19 protein-coding genes are annotated in these 17,215 nt (G+C 35.5%); 2 read left to right on the top strand and 17 right to left on the bottom strand.

The window, feature by feature from the left end; genetic code table 11:
- Positions 1–393 precede the first annotated feature (393 nt).
- The 9 genes from K4G57_RS06830 to ribE form a co-directional block, all read right to left on the bottom strand.
- Complete coding sequence (locus tag K4G57_RS06830) at positions 394–672, bottom strand: ComEA family DNA-binding protein (RefSeq protein ID WP_221532441.1); 279 nt, start codon at positions 670–672, stop codon at positions 394–396.
- 298 nt (positions 673–970) lie between these two features.
- Positions 971–1,339, bottom strand: coding sequence for a 50S ribosomal protein L19 (gene rplS, locus K4G57_RS06825; protein ID WP_221532440.1), 369 nt, complete (start codon positions 1,337–1,339; stop codon positions 971–973).
- Positions 1,329–2,033 carry a tRNA (guanosine(37)-N1)-methyltransferase TrmD gene (gene trmD / locus K4G57_RS06820; RefSeq protein WP_221532439.1) on the bottom strand — a complete coding sequence of 235 codons (705 nt, stop codon included), beginning with the start codon at positions 2,031–2,033 and terminating at the stop codon, positions 1,329–1,331. The genes rplS and trmD overlap by 11 nt, the downstream gene beginning before the upstream one ends.
- On the bottom strand, positions 2,033–2,659 hold the full coding sequence (rimM, locus tag K4G57_RS06815; protein ID WP_236033265.1) for a ribosome maturation factor RimM: 627 nt from the start codon (positions 2,657–2,659) through the stop codon (positions 2,033–2,035). Before rimM ends, trmD begins: the two co-directional genes overlap by 1 nt.
- Positions 2,659–2,898: a KH domain-containing protein gene (locus K4G57_RS06810; RefSeq protein ID WP_221532438.1), complete on the bottom strand. Its 240-nt coding sequence runs from the start codon at positions 2,896–2,898 to the stop codon at positions 2,659–2,661. Before K4G57_RS06810 ends, rimM begins: the two co-directional genes overlap by 1 nt.
- A 6-nt stretch (positions 2,899–2,904) precedes the next feature.
- The gene (gene rpsP / locus K4G57_RS06805) at positions 2,905–3,132 is read right to left on the bottom strand and encodes a 30S ribosomal protein S16 (protein WP_221532437.1); all 228 of its coding nucleotides are present in this window, start codon (positions 3,130–3,132) and stop codon (positions 2,905–2,907) included.
- Positions 3,133–3,252: 120 nt separating this feature from the next.
- Positions 3,253–4,590 carry a signal recognition particle protein gene (gene ffh / locus K4G57_RS06800; protein WP_221532436.1) on the bottom strand — a complete coding sequence of 446 codons (1,338 nt, stop codon included), beginning with the start codon at positions 4,588–4,590 and terminating at the stop codon, positions 3,253–3,255.
- Positions 4,591–4,653: 63 nt separating this feature from the next.
- The gene (locus K4G57_RS06795) at positions 4,654–4,941 is read right to left on the bottom strand and encodes an EscU/YscU/HrcU family type III secretion system export apparatus switch protein (RefSeq protein ID WP_221532435.1); all 288 of its coding nucleotides are present in this window, start codon (positions 4,939–4,941) and stop codon (positions 4,654–4,656) included.
- Complete coding sequence (ribE, locus tag K4G57_RS06790) at positions 4,941–5,555, bottom strand: riboflavin synthase (protein ID WP_221532434.1); 615 nt, start codon at positions 5,553–5,555, stop codon at positions 4,941–4,943. Before ribE ends, K4G57_RS06795 begins: the two co-directional genes overlap by 1 nt.
- Before the next feature lie 59 nt (positions 5,556–5,614).
- Between ribE and K4G57_RS06785 the strand changes: the two genes are divergently transcribed.
- Entirely contained in the window at positions 5,615–6,409 is a 795-nt protein-coding gene (locus tag K4G57_RS06785) for a TatD family hydrolase (RefSeq protein WP_221532433.1), read from the top strand.
- A 74-nt stretch (positions 6,410–6,483) separates the two neighbouring features.
- Here K4G57_RS06785 and K4G57_RS06780 read toward each other — a convergent pair whose 3' ends face one another.
- The 6 genes from K4G57_RS06780 to traT all read right to left on the bottom strand — a co-directional run bounded on the left by K4G57_RS06780 (position 6,484) and on the right by traT (position 13,091).
- Positions 6,484–7,887 carry an McrC family protein gene (locus K4G57_RS06780; protein WP_221532432.1) on the bottom strand — a complete coding sequence of 468 codons (1,404 nt, stop codon included), beginning with the start codon at positions 7,885–7,887 and terminating at the stop codon, positions 6,484–6,486.
- Positions 7,847–9,565 carry an McrB family protein gene (locus K4G57_RS06775; protein ID WP_236033264.1) on the bottom strand — a complete coding sequence of 573 codons (1,719 nt, stop codon included), beginning with the start codon at positions 9,563–9,565 and terminating at the stop codon, positions 7,847–7,849. Before K4G57_RS06775 ends, K4G57_RS06780 begins: the two co-directional genes overlap by 41 nt.
- 76 nt (positions 9,566–9,641) lie before the next feature.
- A complete protein-coding gene (locus K4G57_RS06770; RefSeq protein ID WP_346728173.1) occupies positions 9,642–9,896 on the bottom strand; it encodes a DUF2798 domain-containing protein in 255 nt (84 codons plus the stop codon).
- Positions 9,874–11,781: a heavy metal translocating P-type ATPase gene (locus K4G57_RS06765; RefSeq protein ID WP_221532430.1), complete on the bottom strand. Its 1,908-nt coding sequence runs from the start codon at positions 11,779–11,781 to the stop codon at positions 9,874–9,876. The genes K4G57_RS06770 and K4G57_RS06765 overlap by 23 nt, the downstream gene beginning before the upstream one ends.
- A gap of 10 nt (positions 11,782–11,791) precedes the next feature.
- Positions 11,792–12,127 (bottom strand): ArsR/SmtB family transcription factor, encoded by a 336-nt coding sequence (locus tag K4G57_RS06760; protein WP_221532429.1) that lies wholly within the window; start codon positions 12,125–12,127, stop codon positions 11,792–11,794.
- Positions 12,128–12,326: 199 nt separating this feature from the next.
- Positions 12,327–13,091 carry a complement resistance protein TraT gene (traT, locus tag K4G57_RS06755; protein WP_221532428.1) on the bottom strand — a complete coding sequence of 255 codons (765 nt, stop codon included), beginning with the start codon at positions 13,089–13,091 and terminating at the stop codon, positions 12,327–12,329.
- Positions 13,092–13,228: 137 nt separating this feature from the next.
- On the opposite strand from traT, the gene tviB reads away from it, so the two are divergent.
- Positions 13,229–14,482: a Vi polysaccharide biosynthesis UDP-N-acetylglucosamine C-6 dehydrogenase TviB gene (tviB, locus tag K4G57_RS06750; protein WP_221532427.1), complete on the top strand. Its 1,254-nt coding sequence runs from the start codon at positions 13,229–13,231 to the stop codon at positions 14,480–14,482.
- 50 nt (positions 14,483–14,532) lie between these two features.
- Here tviB and K4G57_RS06745 read toward each other — a convergent pair whose 3' ends face one another.
- Together K4G57_RS06745 and K4G57_RS06740 are read right to left on the bottom strand one after the other, a co-directional pair.
- Entirely contained in the window at positions 14,533–16,359 is a 1,827-nt protein-coding gene (locus K4G57_RS06745; RefSeq protein ID WP_221532426.1) for a hypothetical protein, read from the bottom strand.
- The gene (locus tag K4G57_RS06740; RefSeq protein WP_221532425.1) at positions 16,349–17,215 is read right to left on the bottom strand and encodes a hypothetical protein; all 867 of its coding nucleotides are present in this window, start codon (positions 17,213–17,215) and stop codon (positions 16,349–16,351) included. Before K4G57_RS06740 ends, K4G57_RS06745 begins: the two co-directional genes overlap by 11 nt.

Below are 17,215 nucleotides of genomic sequence, written 5' to 3'. Positions count from 1 at the left end.
ACAAAATCTTTATAAAAACTACATAAATTGTCTCACTTAAAGGAAAGCTTCCAAGCTAATCCTAAGTGAGCTTGAGATAGCTTGAAAAACTCTTGTTTAGAGTCTGGAGACTAAACCCAAACATTAATCTATGTCCTTAAGATAAGTTCCTCACAAGAGCAGCCTTGCTTGAAGTATGTAACTATAATCTAAACTTTAAATCTAAAACTTGACAGATTCGACTCCATAAACCTTACTAAAGTGAGTTTTGCACAAGTTATCGCTTTGCTTTTAATAAAATCAAAGCTCCAAAGCTACTAAAATTTCAAATTTATGTAAAATCCGAACTTTTTAAAGTGTATACAAAATCACTAATAGCGTTACAGAGCCCCAAAAATTCTCTTATTTTATAGACTACTCTTTAGATTCTGCTTCGCTTTTCACTTCTTCTTTTGCTTCTGAAACGCTAAATTCATTTTTGAATTTTGCTAGATTTTTACTTCCAAAACCCTTCACATTAATGAGATCATCTACACTTTTAAAAGGTTGTTTCGCGCGATAATCCAAAATTGCCTGTGCTTTAGCTTCCCCAATTCCTTTTACACTCATTAATTCTTGTTTAGTTGCTGTATTTAAATCTACTGCCCCAAACAGCCAAGAAACCACTAGCAAAAATGCCATTAAAATTCGCATTATTTCTCCTTAAAAATACAAGATAATTTATTGTATCTAATTAATAAATTCTTTACTTTTTCACTGCAAGAATTTATTATTATTATTTTTATAAAAAGTTACAATGTGAAACAAACGATTCAAGAAAACGAAACATTGTTGTAAAAACCACATAAATCTAGCTTTTACAAGATAGAAATATAGAAATTTTGGATTTTATAATGGATATGTAGAAAGTGTAAAAAGATTCCAAATGTGGAATCTAAAGTTACCAAATAAAGTTTAAAAATCTCACACACAAGGGAGAGAAAAGAAATTATTAATTTCTTTCACTCTTTCTAATCTCTTTAATTCTAGCAGATTTTCCACTTCTTGTGCGCAAATAATAAAGTTTTGCGCGTCTAACACGACCGATTTTAAGGACTTTAATGCTATCAATGCTTTCGGAATAAATTGGAAAAATCCTCTCCACACCAACACCATTTGCACCGATTTTTCTAATCGTAAAAGTCTTGCCTGTCCCAACACCACGCAAAGAAATACAAACACCTTCAAAATTTTGGATTCTTGTTTTATCTCCTTCAGAGATTCTAATCCCAATCCTTAGAGTATCTCCCGCCTTAAATTGCGGAATTTCCTTGCCTGCAATTTGCGCATCTTCAAAATGCTGAATGTATTTATTTCTCATCTTTTAACCCTTGTTTATAACGCATATAGAGGTCTAGTCTATGAAACTTGGTCTTCGCCTCTGCAGCTTTTAGTTTTAAATCGGCAATCTTAGCGTGGTTTCCCTTTGAATACTCTGAAGGGATAGTTAATTTTTTAAAACAATGCGGCTTTACAAAATTTGGAGCCTCAAGCAAATGTCTCTCATAACTCTCACCTTGCAAAGATTCTTGATTTCCAAGCACACCAGCAATCTGTCTTGACACACTATCACATAAACACAATGCTGCTAGCTCACCACCTGTTAAGATAAAATCCCCAACACTAAAAACTTCATCAGCATACAATTCAATCAAGCGCTCATCAAAACCTTCATAACGTCCACAGACAAGGGTAATATGCTCACTTTGACTTAGACGCTTTGCATCATTTTGCAAAAAAGTTTTTGCACAAGGCGTTAAAAAAATAATATGCGTTTTTGGATTCCGCATTTTAATAGAATCTAGTGCTAAACTAAGTGTTATAGGTTCAAGCACTAGACCGGCTCCGCCACCAACTTGATAGTCATCTACTTTTAAAAATTTATTTTGGGAAAAATCACGCGGATTGACAAAATCCACACTTAAAAGTTTTGCTTCTAGTGCGCGGTGCAAGATAGAATCGCTAAAATAACCCTCAATTAATTGCGGAAATAATGTAACAAAAGTGAAACACATTAGCTATTTTCTAAAATATCTTTGCAAAATTGTGTATGGATAATTTTTGGGGCATTTGATTTAGATTGTCTTTTAAAATCAACTTGAGGATTAATTAGTAAATCTTTTTTTGGATTTTGCTCTTTGGAATCTATTTTAGATTCCACTTTCAAAATATAGCGCGCATTATAAGGAATCAGAAAACTCTTAGAAAAATTTTGTGCTACAAGTGCAGAGGAGGTTTTCACATACAAATAATCTTGATTGCAAAAGCGGTCAATCTCACTCACTAGCCCCAAAACTTCACCATTTTCAACAACCTCACTCCCTATAATATCAAACCAAAAAAACGCATTATCCTCCAAAACGCACTGCGCCCTGCTTTCTTCTTGCGTAGAATACAAAATACAATTAACAATCTGTTTTGCTTCTTCTTTGGAATTGATTTCTTTAAATTTCGCGATAGATTTTTGCGGAGAGTAACGTTCTAAAGTTAGCTCTTTAAACTGCGAGTGATAAACATTTCCAACCCTAAAAGATTCTGGAAAATCACTTAAGATATGCAAAACTACATCCCCCTCAAAACCAAATGAACGCCCGATTTTTGCGACGCTCACCCAATCCTTTGGAATCGCCTTGCCAAGCATTATTGTGGCTTGACTATAACACGATAAGAACTGCCATCTTTTGCCTTAATGCCCGAAATAAAAGTTTTGATTGCACTAATCATCTTCCCATCTTTGCCAATCAATCGCCCAGCATCTTGCAAAGAAGACAGAATCTCAATTTCATAAAAATTCGTATCAATCTCATGCTTAACTACACGGATTTTATCGGGTTCTGCCACGATTTTTTTGACATAAGATTCTATAAAATTCTCTACCATATTGTTTTATTTTGTGATTGCTCGCACGCGGTCGCTCATTTTTGCGCCAACGCTAACCCAGTATTTTAAACGCTCTGTATCGCATTTTACAACAGATGGCTCTGTTAGAGGATTATAATACCCAATAGACTCAATCCAACCCCCATCACGTTTTTTTCTACTATCAGTTACAACGATTCTGTAAAATGGTTTTTTCTTGCGTCCCATTTTTGTTAAGCGGATAACAGTTGCCAAAATATGCTCCTTAAAAATTAAATCTTTGAAACCACAGATAAATCTGTATAAAAGTGAAATTCTACTCACTTTTATACAAACTTACGCTTAAATTTATGTTTTTGGGAGATGCGGCATTTATTACCTTAGTTGTCCCATTCTTGCGTCTTTCATCAGGCTCATTAAATCACCCATTCCACCTTTGTTGGAAAACTTTTTTGCCATTTTTGCGGCATTTTCAAACTGCTTCAAAAAGCGATTAACATCACTCACATCAATCCCCGCTCCCATTGCAATACGTTTTTTGCGACTGCCATTTAATAAATCTGGATTATCACGTTCCTTTGGCGTCATAGAAGAAACCATCGCGCGCATTTGCTTAATCTCTTTAGAATTATCTAAATCTACATCTTTTAGCGCACTCGCCATATTTCCAAGACCCGGTAACATTGATAAAATGGACTGCATAGAACCAATTTTTTTAATATTATCAAGCTGTGCAATAAAATCATTAAAAGTAAATTTGCCTTTTTTGATTTTTTTAGAAATATCTTTTGCCTCTTTCTCGCTAATCACAGCCGCAGTTTTTTCAGCCAATGAGTGAATGTCTCCAGCACCCATTAAGCGCCCAACCACGCGCTCTGGAATAAACACTTCTAAATCTGCAATTTTCTCCCCTACACCAATAAAACGTAATGGAATCCCAAGTTGATGGGCAATAGAAAGCGCGATTCCACCTTTGCTATCGCCATCAAACTTACTTAAAATTACACCGCTTAAATCCATTTTTTCATGAAAAATTGCTGCACTCTTCACGCCATCTTGCCCACTTAAGCTATCTACCACATAAAACACTTCATTAGGAGAAATTACCTGCTTTATGCTTTGTAACTCCTGCATTAATTCTTCATCAATAGCTAAACGTCCTGCTGTATCCACCAGCAGCACATCATACAAACCCTCTATTGCCTTTTTTTTAGCCTCTGTTGCAATCTCTACCGCACTTTTTCCCTCAAGATGAAAAAAATCTACCTCCACTTGCAAAGAGAGTTGGCGCAACTGCTCCACCGCTGCTAACCTCTGTAAATCACAAGCAGCAAGTAAAACTTTCTTTTGTTTGCCTTTTAAATAATTTGCTAACTTCGCTGTTGTTGTTGTTTTACCACTTCCTTGCAAGCCTGCCATTAAAACAATTGTAGGTGGCTTTGAGGCAAAAATAAATCCATAATGTCCCGGTGCAGTTAGAATCGCATTTAACGCCTCTTTCAAAGCTTTTAAAAAGTTGTCCTTTCCGATTCCTAAAGCCTTTGTCTTAAGCTCCACATCGCTTAACAACTCTTTTAAAACCTTGTAATGCACATCAGATTTTAATAGTGCTTTTTTAAGCTCATCTAGAGCGCGTTTTAGTGCTTTTTCATCATCTTGGAATCGGATTTTATTAATTGCATTTTGAAAGCTTTCTGTAATACCAGCAAACAACTCTACACCCTTTATTTGAAGTAAAAGGGCTAATTGTATAACACTTTTGCTTAAATGCAAATGCTAAGTATTGCTAATCTGTGCTTTTTTCTCTGTTTGATACAACCAAATAAAGACCTCCACAACTGCCTTATACAAAGCAGGTGGAATTTCTTCATCTAACTCTAAGTTTATGAGTGAATCCACAAGTGCCCTACTTTGAAAAAGGGGAATATCGTACTCTTTTGCCTTTTGTATGATTTTTTCGGCAATAAACCCTTCGCCTTTAGCAATCACTTTTGGAGCACGTTGTTTGTTTTGCTCATAAGCTAAGGCAACAGCTTTTTGGTTCAAAGGATTTTTTTGTAACATTAATAACTCCCCAAGATTCTATCTATTGCTTCCCAGCTAAGTTTAGAATCTAAATTATGCGTTAAGAAATGTCGCACCATGCGCGCTAAACAATCTGTTTCAATATTGACACGTGTTCCTATTTGATACTGCCCAAAAAGTGTTGTTTGCATTGTGTGTGGAATAATTGTCAAACGCAATGTGGAATCCAAAAGAGAGTTAATAGTTAAACTAATCCCATTAATTGCAATGCTACCCTTAGGCACACATAAAGCTAAAATCTTAGAATCTGCTTGAATAAAAAAATCCGTCCCAACAGAATGTGGCACAATTTTTGTAATCACCCCGATCCCATCAACATGTCCTTGCACGATATGTCCATCTAAGCGGTCGTTTAAGCGCATTGCAGGTTCAATATGCACTAAGTCTTTATAAGATTCTAATGCAATGTGTTTTTGCGTCTCTTCACTAAGCTCTAGCACAAAGCCTTTATTAAAAACTTCAATTGCTGTTAAACACACTCCATTTACCGCTATGGAATCCCCAATACGTGGCTTATGTTCTGCTAAAATACACAAGTTAGACCCTTGCAAACTCTCCACCTTGCCAAACTCGCGCACAAGCCCTGTAAACATTCCTAACCTTTAAGCTTCAATCTAATACAATGCGCAAATTGTAACATAAAAGGATTATTATGCAGCTTTGCGATACACATTGCCATTTAGATGATGCACGTTATGATGCGGACTTTGAAGAAATCCTAGAGCGCGCAGAAAATGCAGGAATCTCACATTTTATTATCCCAGCAGCAGACCCCAAAGATTTACAAAAAGCACAAAATTTAGCAAACACACATACAAATGTCTATTTTGCAAGTGGCGTGCATCCTAACTTAGCTTATGCTTATGATGAAGCCTATGTTCAATCTTTTTTAAACAATCCAAAGTGCATTGCTATCGGAGAATGCGGTTTGGACTATTACAACTTAGAAGAAAAGTTAGAGGATTTTAACCTAGATTCCATCTTAGAGCTAAAGGAAATGCAAAAACGCGTGTTTATCGCACAAATTAAACTTGCTATTGCTTTTAAAAAACCTCTTATCGTGCATATTAGAGATGCTTCAAATGATAGCTTAGAGATTCTACAAACTTATGCAAAAGACTTAGTAGGCGGAGTTTTGCACTGCTTTAATGCAGACTCTCAACTCTTAAAGCTTGCACCTTTTAATTTTTATTATGGAATTGGAGGAGTTTTAACCTTTAAAAACGCTAGAAAACTAGTAGAAGTGCTACCAAAGATTCCCCTAGAATCACTACTGCTTGAGACAGACGCTCCCTATCTCACGCCCCACCCGCACAGAGGGCAACGCAATGAACCCTCCTACATTCCTTTAGTTTTAGAAAAAATGCAAGAAATTCTACAACTTCCCAAAGAGACACTAATAGCACAGATTAACGCAAACACTCAACGTCTTTTTAATATCAGCTAGGCTTTAGCCTCCAAATTATCCATTAGCAAAAAATTTTGAGAATCTCAATAAATATTTAAAAGAAATAAAAATTGCTATTTGCATTCAAGTGGAAAAAACACACAAGAAAAGCTAGCTTTTTTATTTTCAAAGCAAGGTATCTCTGGTTTAAATTCCAATGTTAGCCTTTTTGATTCACAATCTCGCAAAAGAGGGTAAATCAAAAAGCCTTTTTTGCATTTGTATTTTGAGAGATATGCCCATATTTGATAGACATCAGGTATTGAAATATTTTTTAAATCTTGGTTTAAAATTTTCCATTTTGTATCCGCAATAAAGACAAGTTGTTCTTGCTCTCTTTGATAGCCCACAATATCAGGCTTTAAGAGAAATTTACGCCCATTCTCTTTTTCTTGTGCTAAATATTTTTTACACTCTTGAGTTTTAATGCAATCTGTATTCTCTAAAAATTCCTTCATAAAATCCTCATATTGCCTCCCCTCTCTTTCCCTAAATTCCTTGTTATGCAGCCATTTTTTCATTGTGTTTGCTACAAAGCTTTCAAACAACACATTCATATCAAAAAGTAGGGCAAAAGCTTTAGAATCTCTATAATAAGGCGTAAAACTCTGTTTTTTTAGAAAGATCTTACACCACAGCAAAAGCAATTCATAGCTTTTAAATTGCTTAGCAGTATGGCATTGCGTGAAATCTTTATGGATATTTTGGCTTTGTGGAATATCAGCAAAAATAAAACGTATTTGTGTGAGTTTGCTTTGGTTTTGGCTACTTAGATTCTGCTTATCTAAAAACTCTAAGGTAGTTTTTATGAGGCGATTAGGGGCGATATTTAGACTAAATTCATCGCTTGAAGTGAAAAATCTCTCTTTATGAACAAGATTTGTTTTAAGATTTTGGTTAAAAAGGAGTTTGCCTTTTAAAAACTTGCGGTTTTCTTCACTTAGCACATAATGGCTTACAATCCCTCTTTTAATAAGCCCCTCACATTGCTCTAAAAACATTAAAACAAAGACTTCAAGCAAGGGGAGATTTTGGGTTTTAAGACTGCTCAAATGGCTTTGCTTGAAAGGGGAATTTTTTAGGGTTTTAAGCATTGAAAGCAAAAGTGTTTTAGCTGCGCAAACTTCACATTTCGCATTTTGAGATTCTTTAGCTTCTTTACAAGTGCAGTTTTGAGAGTAACCCTCACTCTCTTTAGCAAAAATTTTAGGCAGAATCTCCACGCAAAAGCCACTTTTAGTTTGGATAAGCCCGACATAATTTTGCGCCTTTAGCTTTTTACCTGCAAATTTTAAGAAAATATGATTACCCTCACCTTGTGCAAATTCTCTTAATTCATCAAAGATTTTTTCAGCTTGTATTTTTGCGTTGTTTTGTCCTAAAACCTGCTTAATATCCTCTACGTTAAAGCATTGCCATTCGGCAATACATAAATTTTTATGCTTCATTGTCTTTTTTATCTTTGATAGCATTATCATAAATTTTTTGAAACTCCTTTTCACTCCAATTGTTAGAATCTGTGATTGTATAGATTTTCTTTTCGCTATCTAGGTCGCTAAATTTACTACTATCAAATAACTCGCTAAAGTTAGAATCTTCTGATTTAACCATTCCATTACCATTAAGCACTGCGTCAATTTTTGCATAATCCTCATAGAAATATTCTTGCAGAAGTGGGATAATTTTTCTACTAAAAATCTTTTTTAAATTCTCTAAATTTTTTGCTTCCATAAAAAAGCTATGCCCTATGGTATGCTCTCTATCAAGCAAAAATGTTATGCGCTGATTAAGTTTTTCTAAAAGTTTTTTTAAATCCACCCCCGCGCAATTTGAATTTAAAAGTTCAAAATTTGGCATCATCTCAATAAATTCAAACCTCCTACGCAATGCAGTATCAAGCAGGGCAATGCTTCTATCAGCGGTATTCATCGTGCCAATGATGTAAAGGTTGTTAGGCACACCAAAGGATTCTTGACTATAAGGGAGTTTGACCTCTAAGCCCTCCTTTTCGCCTTTTCTTTTAACTGGCTCAATTAATGTAATAAGCTCCCCTAGAATCTTGCTTATATTTCCGCGATTAATCTCATCAATAATTAGGATATAGGGCTTTGAAGGATTTTTTTCAGCCCTTTTGCAAATGTCTTTAAAGATTCCAACCTTCAATTCATAATTCATTTGAGAATTTCCAAGAACAGGTCTTATCCCCTCAACAAACTCTTCATAAGAAAAACTTTGATGAAAAGTGATAAAGGCAATCTGCCCCTTTTTCTTGTTGTCATCAAAATTTTTTTTAGCCCTTTCTTGGCTATTTTCATCTTTAGGATTCTTTTTTAAAGTTTCTAAAATCTCTAAAATCTCCTCCCTTTCTCCAGAACTTAAGGCTTTCTCATACTCCTTGCTCACTAAAATCTCCAATGCCTTAATTTTGGTGTTGTATGTTTTGCCTGTGCCTGGAGGTCCATAGAGGATTTGATTGAGTGGGGGTTTTGATTGTTTGGAATCTTGTTGAGTGCTGTTTTGATTAGATTCTTGCATTGTCTCCCCTTGATTTTGTAGTTTATATTTCTTCCGAAAAGGAATGAATTTTTCCTCTATCATTGCATTAAGAGTGTAAGTTTTATCTCCTAAAAGCTTTTGATGAATTTGTGCTGTGTTTAGATTCTGTCCTAAACCCTCGCCTTTAGCAATGTTTTGTAATAAACTTTTTGCAAAAATATTTACAATCTTTATATTATCAATATCTTGATAGTGAAAGGCAATTTTCCATTTATATACATCCCCTAAGGGTATTTTCTCAATCTCATCAAGCCTATTTTGCTGACTACATTCTATGACTTGCACAATGCGATTTTTTATCTCTTTAAAAGCTTCCTCTGAAGTTTGTCCATATTCTGTAAGCCAAGCATATTCACCATCATGCTTTTTGCCTTCTCCTAATGTTTTTCCTCCGTTATTTCCTCTTTTATAAATCCCAAATTTAAACGAATCTCCACCACCCATAACTCCTAGCTTTTTAAGCTTATGTTCTATCCAATAAGTAAAATCATTTCTATTTGCCCCGCCTACTGCTGTGTATTCCTCTAAAGTCATATTTTTCACCTTTTGTAGATTCCATTCCCGCTGGAATTCTCTAAAGAGTTTGTTTATATCTTCCATTTTATCTCCTTAAGTCGTATTTAATAACGTATAATATTGTTTTTTTTTTTAAACTCTTATAAACAGGGTTTAAACTTCACTCTCGCATAAGAAATTCCGTAAGTTTTGCCACACATGGCGCGAGAAAAAACACAATAGGAAATGCCACCACCCAAGCCTTTGGAAACGCCTCTAAAAGCCATTGTTCAAAAAAATCTGCTTGGAATCCTAAATTTAAAAATGTAATGATTCCAGACATTATAAAACTCATAAACACAGACATCAAAAAAGCAAACACTAAACGATAAAATTTACGCGGAAACATTTTCTTAGCGGATTGCACGCATTGCATTTAAAAGGGCTAGAGCTGCCACACCCACATCACCAAAAAGAGCAATCCATAGATTTGCGATTCCAAACACACCAAAAAGCATAATCGCCACTTTCACTCCTAAAGCAAAAATAATATTCTGCCATAAAATCAAACGCGTTTTTTGTGCAAGCTTTAAAACAAATGGAATCTTTTTTAAATCATTGCGCATTATCACAATATCCGCTCCCTCTAATGCTACATCACTACCATTTCCCATAGCAATTCCAATATCACTAAGTGCTAAAGAAGGCGCATCATTGATTCCATCGCCTACGAAAATCACCTTTTTGCCTAGTGCTTTATTCTTTGCTAAAATCTCCTTTAAATGCCCCACCTTATCTGCTGGCAACAAAGGCGCAAAATAATTTGTAATTCCAACTTGCTGGGCTACATTTTGTGTAACTTCTGCCCTATCCCCACTTAAGATATACATATCAAGTCCGCCTAAATCCCTCACTGCATCTTTTGCGCCCTCTTTGATTCCGTCTTCAAGCACAAAAGACGCAACAACTTCTGTTCCTAAACTTAAAAAAATCTCGCATTTCTCACTTTGAGATTCCGCAATTTGTTGCCCTATTGTCTCTTTGATAAAGCGCGCATTGCCTAGTGCTAGAACCTCTCCTTTGTATTGTGCTAGGATTCCACCCCCAGCGCATTCTTTTATGGAATCTAAAACCACTACTTCGACATTTTTTAAAGTTTCTCTAGCCTCTAAGATTGCCTTTGCAATAGGATGATTAGAATGCGATTCTAGTGCCACAGCAAGACTTAGCGCAAAATCCTGTGCATAGTCTCCATAAGTGCGCACTTCTTTGAGCGATAAGATTCCTTTTGTAAGTGTTCCAGTTTTGTCAAACACCACAGCCCCAACAGAGTTTAGTGCCTCTAAATAGCTTGAACCTTTAATTAAAATCCCCTCTTTTGACGCCCTTCCTAAAGAGGCAAAAAATGTTAGCGGAATAGAAATTACAAGCGCACAAGGGCAAGAAACAACTAAAAAAATGATTCCTCTATAAGCCCAAGTTTGCAACTCTTGCATAAAACTACCGCCTAATGCCCAAAAATAAAGCGATGGGATTAATGCAACCAAAAAAGCGCATAACGTAACAATAGGCGTATAATAGTAAGCAAATCTTGTAATAAACTCTTCGCTTTTGCTTTTTTGCGCACTTCCCTCTTCAATGAGTTCTAAAACCTTGCTAAATGCGGAATCTACATAGCTTTGTGTCGCTCTAATCTCCAAGATTCCATCTAGATTAATACCACCTGAGAGGACTTTATCGCCAACGCACACACTTTGCGGAATGGATTCGCCACTTAGAGCGGAGTTATCCACACTACCCTCGCCCTTTATCACCACGCCATCTGCTAAGATTCTCTCTCCTGCAAACACAATTAAAACATCATCTTTTTTTACGCGCTCTGGAGGAATTTGCACATGGGAGCCCTCTTGCAAAATCCTTGCATTCTCTACTTTTAAATCCGCAAGTGAGCGAATTTGCTTTTTAGATTTTTCTACAATTAAATTCTCTAAAAACTCGCCCACGCGATAAAAAAGCAAAATCGCAACCGCTTCAGCTCCATCACCGATACAAAATGCCCCCAAACTTGCAAGCACCATTAAGCTATTTTCATTAAAATACTCACGTCTTAAAAGCCCTAAAAATGCTGCCTTTAAGATTCCATAACCCAACATAAAATAACTTGCAACAAAAAGCAGAATCTGCATTAGCTTTGGCAAATAAAACAACTCAAACTCACTAGCAAGTGCCATGAGAAATCCAAAAATTGCCACACCAAACACAACTTTCTTAAAGCTGTTGTTTGCAGACTTTATTTTACAATCCTTACCACAACATTCCATATTTTCCCCTCTACATTTCTTTAATATGCTCTAAACCTTGGTCTAGAATTTTTTCAATATGGTCATCATCAAGACTATAAAACACTTCCTTGCCGATTTTTTGGTAGCGCACAAGACGCGCTTGACGCAAGACTCTAAGCTGATGAGACACCGCACTTGGTGAGAGTTGCAAAAGGTAAGAAATTGCATTAACGCAAAGTTTTTCTTCGCGCAAAAGAAATAAGATTCTAATCCTTGAAGAATCTCCAAAAATCTTAAAAAAATCTGCTAAATCATAGAGCAACTCTTCTTTGGGAAGATTTTCTGCGGCATTTTGTAATGTCTGTTTGCGTTGGGTTTCTAGCATTGTATATCCTTGAAGTTGGAATCTAAAATTAAATACTCAATATATGAGCATTTGTTCATATATAATAATTTTAATTATCTTAAAGATTAATAAATGCGCACAAATTGACACAGCAAATTTCCCTTAGTGAATTTATGTTTCACTAAGGAATCCAACTTTAAATGTGAGAATAAAAAGAGAGGCGATGCTCTTAAGCAGCCTAGAAAATTCCAGAGATTTGGCTAGAAACTTTATCTTCTAAAACAGGAATTGCTTCTTGAAGTGTTAGATTTAACTTTGTTGCTTCAGCAAGAAGCGTGGTTTGTTTTTGGATATAGTCGCGCTCATAAGATTGATTATCATAGTTTTGAATATTACTTTGCAAATTTCCGCCACCTTGTGTATCACGTACATTACCACCAAAGCTATTTAAAAATCCCGCACGTTTTTGGTTGCTCACTTTTGCTTGTCCGATGCTCTGCCCATTATCCGCCCACACTCTCGCATTAGTTTTTTGGCGAATGTTAATATCCACTTGCATTTGAAAAATCTTATCTTCTGTAAGTTTGCCGGCTAATCCTCCAACAACAGCTCCCGCTAAGCCACCTACAACGCCACCTGTTGCGCTAGAGTGATTATATATACCCACACCCGCTCCCGCTGCTGCTCCTAAAATTGCGGCATCTTGTGCATTGTTTTCTTGCTTTACATCGCAATACAAAATGTTTGCTTGCAAAATAAAAGTTGCATTATCTGGGTTTTGCGTGATTTGGTAGCCTTTTTGCTGCAAATGCTGTTCAATTTTTGATTGTAAATTGATATTTTGACCACTTGTATTTCTCACCGCGACATAAATAATCTTTTGTGTTGCATTCACAGGGTCAATAAACACACTTTGTGCCATTGTTACTTTTGTTTGTAGGCTTGTTGTTACACATCCGCTAAATAACAACACGCTAAAGATTCCAATAATTAGCTTTTTCATAAATACTCCTTATAAGCGCAAAAATGGGATTGAGATTCTCCCAAAATCAGCAAAAAATATTCCATAATTCTATCATTGCTTTACTTTTTATTTATCAAAACCAGATAGAATGTTACAAATCTTTTAAAGGACTTTGAATGAAAACTCTTGCGATTATCGGTCTTGGCTATGTTGGACTTCCCTTAGCAGTAGAATTTGGCAAAACGTATAAGGTGATAGGATTTGACATTTTTCAAAAACGTATTGATGAGTTAAAAAGTGGCTATGACCGCACACTAGAAGTTGATTCTAAAGAATTAAAAGAAGCAAAACATTTACAATTCACAACAAACTTAGAAGATTTAAAAGCAGCACAAATCTACATCATAACCGTGCCCACTCCCATTGACACCTACAATAAACCCGACTTAACTCCGCTTAAAAAAGCATCACAAAGCGTAGGAAAAGTGCTTAAAAAAGGTGATATTGTCATTTATGAAAGCACCGTGTATCCGGGCTGCACAGAGGAAGATTGTGTGCCAATTTTAGAGTGTGAGAGCGGACTTAAGTTTAATGTGGATTTCTTTTGTGGATACTCTCCAGAGCGCATTAATCCCGGAGACAAAAAACACCGCTTGCCCAATATCAAAAAAGTAACAAGCGGTTCAACTCCACAAATTGCCGATGAGATTGACGCCCTATACTCTAGCATAATCACTGCTGGCACACATAAAGCATCTAGCATTAAAGTCGCAGAAGCAGCAAAAGTGATTGAAAACTCCCAACGTGATATTAACATCGCCTTTGTTAATGAACTTGCATTAATCTTTGATAGATTAGGCATTGACACGCTTGATGTTTTAGAAGCAGCAGGAAGCAAGTGGAATTTCTTGCCCTTCCGTCCTGGGCTTGTTGGTGGGCATTGCATTAGCGTAGATCCTTACTATCTTACACACAAGGCAGAATCTCTAGGCTATCATTCTCAAGTGATTTTAGCAGGACGTCATATCAATGATAATATGGGTATTGTCGTGGCAAATAAAGTGATTAAACTTATGGTTAAAAACTCTCACCAAATCGTTAAAGGAAAGGTTGCAATTTTAGGCATTACTTTCAAAGAAAACTGCCCAGATATTCGCAATTCTCGTGTTGTGGATATTGTAAAAGAACTCAAAGATTTTGAATGCAAAGTTGATGTGTATGACCCTTGGGCTAATGCTGAAGAGGTTAAACATGAGTATGGACTAACTTTAAGTGATTTTAGCAAATTTGCCTTACAAGAGTATCAAGCAGTTATTGTTGCAGTAGCTCATGATGCATTCAAAACACTAGATTTTAGCAAACGTGGTTTAGTAGTTGTGTATGACTTAAAAGGAATCCTACCAAAAGAGCAAGTCAGCGCGCGCTTATGAGGGAATCGCGCATTAAAAAGTCTGGAATATTTAAGGCTTAAAGGATTCTATTAAAGCTTAGTCTTTTGCTTTTCTTTAAATTCCTTTCTTATTTTATAAAGCTCAAAAAAGAATTTAATATAACCTCCTTTATACCAAGCTTTATGCGCTTTAATCAAGGCGGAGCCTAGCTTGTAAGAAAGATGTTCTTTAGGATTTGTTTTAACACCACAACCAAAGGCTTTAGCAAAAAATTCTTTTATATCTTTTCTTATCTTAATGCTTTGTGGAGCATTTTTAAAATCAATCAAAAATTCCTCTTTTATATCGGGCAATTTTAAATCTTTCAAAAACACACTCAAATCCCTAGGATAAGAACTTTTTACAACAAAAATATCATTTAAAATACAATGCATCCAAAAAGCAAAATGGCAAGAAAAATTCGCGCTTACATCTTTTGAGTAATACCGCAAATCTTTAGCCCTAGCTACACAATCATAAAACTTAAGCATTCTATCCATAACTTCTCTTCTACCTAAAAAAAACTGGTCTTGCATTCCATAATGAAAAAAATCATCAACAATTTCATTTGCATTCAAAGTCTCAAGTTTTTCAAAGCTAAATTCACCATAAACTACAACATCAGGTCTAACCCGTATTAAATAATCGTATTCTCCATTTAATGCCTCATATTCTTTGACATTCTCTAAAATTCTCTTAAAGCCATAAACCATTTTATACATATTGGATTCTCTTTGATTTTGTCCCATTGCAAAGTCTTTACATTCTTTATCGGCTTCCTTTTCATCTGCTATTTCTATATTTTTGACATTTCTTAGGGTTTTAAATAGATTTTTATTGGTAGGTTGTGGCGGAGTTTTGGTATTAAGCTTTGCATAACTTAAAGGAAAGTTATCCATAAAAAAACCTGTGGAATTAAGATCGCTTGGGCAAGGAATGCCTTTAGCATATCTATAAGCCCAGTCATTACCCCTACTTGCACTTCCTGCTAACCCGGGATATTTGAAATAAGAATCCCAAGTAAAAACAAAAACATCGGCGTTTAAGGGCTTTATGATTCTTTCATTAAAGACTTCAAAACAAGCGTTGAAATTCCCCCTCACTTGCCCACAAAGCAAGAGAGCTACTTTTTTACCTCGTGTTTTAGGAGTTTTAATAGGGTTTTTTTGATTTGCTAAGTGAAGCGCATTTAATTGAGGATATGCCTTTAAAAGAGCTTGATAAATTTTAACACTGAAGTTTTTAGCAAGTTCTTTAGAAGCTAAATTCACAATTAAGGAATTAAGCCGCATTGCAGCATTAATATCTATAAATTTTGACTTTTTAGCAAAATACTCAAGCCCACAACTTAAAACAAATTGTTTTCTAGTAGGAGTGATTCTCCTGCTTTTTATATAGCAATCAATAAGCCTTATAAAAAAACTTTCTTCTAGCATTTGTGCAGCTAAAAGCTCATTAAAGCAGTAATTGACTATCATACTCATATAACCCACATCGCTTAAAACCTCATCACTTTTTAAAAGCTCTTTTAAGGCGTCAAAATTTTTATGGTAAGCATTAAAAAGTAGTTTTTCCTCTAAATCCTGTGGTTCTTGCAAGGCTTTCTTAAATTTTTCATAAAATTTTAAAAGAATTTCTCCCGCTCTTTTGTCGTGGTGATTGTGAGTAATTAAGTCTTGAAAATATGTTAAATCCTTACTTTCAAAAATTTCTTTGATTCTTACAAGTGCTCCCGTGTCTGCTAAAAAACGTATAAACTCAAAAATTAAAAAATCATTCTGTTTTAAAGCCTTGTCGTAGCTTTGCAAAACTTTTACAAAATCCCAAGCCTCTCTTGCAGCTGCAATTTCACTTTGATACAAAGAGTTAGGCAACATAAATGCCCCCCCCCCCCGCACTTTGAACTTGTTCTTTTAAGGCAGAATCATTCGTTCTTAAAATAGTGAAATTCGCAGGTTTTTGGTAATACATCAAAGAAATCTCTAAGCCATTATCAACAATTTGTTTTGTAAGCCACCACTCTATACCCATAGGAGCGAAATTTAAAACCCTGCTATGCCAAGAGCAAAGATGACTCATAGCCCATTCACTTGCCATACAAAGTAAGTCGATTCCTGTTACATAAAGCTTTTGATTGCGAAAAAGCTCATCATGTAAAGGTTCTTTTTGCATATAGGCATAAAACACACATTTATTAAACTCTTCGATGCCAAAATGCAAGAATTTATGCTTACCTAAAGTTCTGTCATTTAGAGCCTTATGAAAAACTAAAGGCTCTTTAAAAAGTATATCAGGGCGGACAAGCACTATTAAATCGTATTTGATTTTGTGTTTTTTGCTATAAGCTTTTCTTAGTCCATCTACTTGCGCCATCGCATAGCTTACATTAAAAATGGCTATGTAATTTTCTGCTTTAAAACCTTTTTGTTCTACGAATTCCTTTTCTTTAGGGCTTAAATTTACTTGAGGAGTGCATAAAAAGGCTTTGGGTTTATAGTTTTCTTTCACAAAATCAAGGTCCTCTTTACTCACTTTTTTACCCGCAAATGCAAAGTCTTTTTTGTATTGCGCTCTTAGTGCTGTATGCTCAAGCTCATTCCAAGTATGCATAAAGACATCAATTTGCGTCCCAAAGGGTGCATTAGCTGCTAGGACATTCTTTTGAAAAAATGCAAAAGTGTCTTTATAGCTTCTTAGATGCCCATAGAATTGTATAGCGATTTTATAAGCCAT

Origin of the sequence: Helicobacter turcicus, assembly GCF_019711685.1 — a bacterium.
In the GTDB taxonomy this organism is placed as follows: Bacteria; Campylobacterota; Campylobacteria; order Campylobacterales; family Helicobacteraceae; genus Helicobacter_D; species Helicobacter_D turcicus.
This window is presented reverse-complemented; position numbering and strand designations above follow the sequence as displayed.

Bases quoted from the DNA above. Each gene is read 5' to 3' on its own strand.
- rimM (WP_236033265.1), bottom strand. From the start codon at position 2,659: ATGCTTGGCAAGGCGATTCCAAAGGATTGGGTGAGCGTCGCAAAAATC.
- K4G57_RS06740 (WP_221532425.1), bottom strand. From the start codon at position 17,215: ATGGCTTATAAAATCGCTATACAATTCTATGGGCATCTAAGAAGCTAT.
- K4G57_RS06830 (WP_221532441.1), bottom strand. From the start codon at position 672: ATGCGAATTTTAATGGCATTTTTGCTAGTGGTTTCTTGGCTGTTTGGG.
- rplS (WP_221532440.1), bottom strand. From the start codon at position 1,339: ATGAGAAATAAATACATTCAGCATTTTGAAGATGCGCAAATTGCAGGC.
- K4G57_RS06780 (WP_221532432.1), bottom strand. From the start codon at position 7,887: ATGATAATGCTATCAAAGATAAAAAAGACAATGAAGCATAAAAATTTA.
- K4G57_RS06760 (WP_221532429.1), bottom strand. From the start codon at position 12,127: ATGCTAGAAACCCAACGCAAACAGACATTACAAAATGCCGCAGAAAAT.
- traT (WP_221532428.1), bottom strand. From the start codon at position 13,091: ATGAAAAAGCTAATTATTGGAATCTTTAGCGTGTTGTTATTTAGCGGA.
- ribE (WP_221532434.1), bottom strand. From the start codon at position 5,555: ATGTTTACAGGGCTTGTGCGCGAGTTTGGCAAGGTGGAGAGTTTGCAA.
- trmD (WP_221532439.1), bottom strand. From the start codon at position 2,033: ATGTGTTTCACTTTTGTTACATTATTTCCGCAATTAATTGAGGGTTAT.
- K4G57_RS06745 (WP_221532426.1), bottom strand. From the start codon at position 16,359: ATGTTGCCTAACTCTTTGTATCAAAGTGAAATTGCAGCTGCAAGAGAG.
- K4G57_RS06770 (WP_346728173.1), bottom strand. From the start codon at position 9,896: ATGCAATGCGTGCAATCCGCTAAGAAAATGTTTCCGCGTAAATTTTAT.
- K4G57_RS06785 (WP_221532433.1), top strand. From the start codon at position 5,615: ATGCAGCTTTGCGATACACATTGCCATTTAGATGATGCACGTTATGAT.
- K4G57_RS06810 (WP_221532438.1), bottom strand. From the start codon at position 2,898: ATGGTAGAGAATTTTATAGAATCTTATGTCAAAAAAATCGTGGCAGAA.
- K4G57_RS06795 (WP_221532435.1), bottom strand. From the start codon at position 4,941: ATGTTACAAAAAAATCCTTTGAACCAAAAAGCTGTTGCCTTAGCTTAT.
- K4G57_RS06775 (WP_236033264.1), bottom strand. From the start codon at position 9,565: ATGGAAGATATAAACAAACTCTTTAGAGAATTCCAGCGGGAATGGAAT.
- tviB (WP_221532427.1), top strand. From the start codon at position 13,229: ATGAAAACTCTTGCGATTATCGGTCTTGGCTATGTTGGACTTCCCTTA.
- K4G57_RS06765 (WP_221532430.1), bottom strand. From the start codon at position 11,781: ATGGAATGTTGTGGTAAGGATTGTAAAATAAAGTCTGCAAACAACAGC.